This is a genomic window from Pelovirga sp. (genome assembly GCF_059864205.1).
In genome coordinates this window covers 1-1750 of record NZ_JCBCBS010000207.1, presented here as the reverse complement: position 1 = coordinate 1750, position 1750 = coordinate 1, and the positions used below count along the sequence as shown (strand labels likewise).

Here is a 1750-nt window from a genome sequence, read left to right as displayed (position 1 = left end):
ACCTCGGTTGTGCTGATGAAGGTGCATAAGCGACTCCCCGCCCTGTGTGCGTTCGTGCGTCAGGCCGACCTGGCGCAGGCCTGGTTGTTTCAGCGTATCAGCCTGCGCGACGAGCAGGTGTACGACCTGCTGACCCAGGATCCGCCGGAAGCTGCCGGTTATCTGTCCACCGCCATTGTCCAGGGAAAGCCGAAAGAGGGGTGACTCCCTGTTTCCCCCATCAGAGGTCGCGCAACAGAGCGATTGATTCGCGTAGTCCCGCTTCCTGAAAAATCTCCAGACAGATGGTCAGCTCTTTTTCCAGAGCAAATTGTTTGATGGTCCGCAGCAGGCCGGGGTCGATCCATTTGAGACTGCGGTGGTCGCGCCGGCCGTCGCTGCCGTGCAGATGGAGCAGGGTGATCTGTTCCCGATGCCTGGACAGAACCGCCTCCACATCCTGCCTAAAATGAATCATGTGACCGACATCGACACAAAAATCGACGGGTAAGGCTGCTGCCTGGTCAAACAGTTGGGCGTCGTCACCACTGTTTTCGACACTGATGATCCCTGCATTTGAGGCGGAAAAAGTCTCCAGCTGACGAAAAAATTCGCGCTGTGGTTGCAGGTGGAGGGTATGTGTCTGCGCTCCAAGCGGTCGCAACCGATCGACGAAGGTTTGCAGCGTCGACCATGATGCCACCAGGGTCAGGTCGCGGTCGTAAGGCAGGTGGATGTTATAGCGCAGCGGCTCCAGCGCCAGTTGGGTCACTTCCTGCTCGTCGGGCAAGTCTTCCGGCTGCCGGCTGCAAAAATAGAGCAGCTCGATTTCCTCCACCAGGCCACGCACATATTGCACATTCGCCAGACGTTCTGCCGGAATAATAAAGGAAGGGGCCGCTATGCGCATGGGTACCTCATTACAATGAGCAGGGTGAGGTACAAAATTGCGGCGCACAGAGCCAGCAGAGCGGTTGTTCTGGTGAACAGTCCGGTGGCGTCGGTGATCAGTGCCGTTTCGTCGATCCGGGCTCCGTCACCGATACAGGGCTTCTCCTTGCGGATGCCGAAATAGGTCGCTGTGCCGCCGAGGCGGGTGTCAAGGGCGCCGGCAAAGGCGGCCATGCTATGGGCTGAATTGGGACTGGTGTGGGCCAGGCGGAAACGGCGACCGATACGCCAGGCATTGCCCGGGTTCAGGCGACTGCCGAACGCCGCGACAGGAATCAGCACCAGAGCCAGTCGCGCCGGAATGAAGTTGAGGACATCATCGGCACGGGCGGCAAATTTGCCGAACTGCTCGTAGCGCGCATTGCGGTAACCGATCATCGAATCCAGCGTGCTGACGGCCTTGAACAGCATCGCCCCGGCCGCGCCGCCTAGTGCTGCGAACACAACCGGCGACAACACGCCGTCGGTAAAGTTTTCCGCTACTGATTCGACGGTGGAGCGAATCACCATCTCCTGATCCATCCCGGCGGTATCGCGGCTGACGATCATGGCCAGCGCCCGGCGGGCACCCTCAAGGTCACCGGTAACCAGCGGGGCGTGAACCGCCAGGGCGTGTTGCACCATGGAGCGGGCACTGACAGCAAAAAAGATAATCAGCGTATTGACAACAAGATAGAGAGCAACATGGATGCGGATTGCCGTCCACAGCAGAACCAGGGTCGTGGCGACGGCAACCGCTGTCGACAGTAATGTCAGCAGCGCGCCGCCGCTGAAGCCAAGGGGATATAACCGGTGTTCCAGTCGGCGGTTCAGACGTCCC

Annotated in this window: 3 protein-coding genes; 1 reads left to right on the top strand and 2 read right to left on the bottom strand. The window is 59.6% G+C overall.

What is annotated here, in order from left to right; genetic code table 11:
- The coding region (locus tag AC6F7T_RS13100; RefSeq protein WP_500719535.1) for a hypothetical protein at window positions 1–204 on the top strand (204 nt) is incomplete at its 5' end.
- Window positions 205–220: 16 nt separating this feature from the next.
- Here the strand turns inward: AC6F7T_RS13100 and cbiR are convergent.
- Together cbiR and cbiB are read right to left on the bottom strand one after the other, a co-directional pair.
- Window positions 221–889, bottom strand: coding sequence for a cobamide remodeling phosphodiesterase CbiR (cbiR, locus tag AC6F7T_RS13095; RefSeq protein WP_500719533.1), 669 nt, complete (start codon window positions 887–889; stop codon window positions 221–223).
- A partial coding sequence (cbiB, locus tag AC6F7T_RS13090; protein ID WP_500719531.1) for an adenosylcobinamide-phosphate synthase CbiB occupies window positions 880–1750 on the bottom strand: 871 nt, incomplete at its 5' end. The genes cbiB and cbiR, both read right to left, overlap by 10 nt.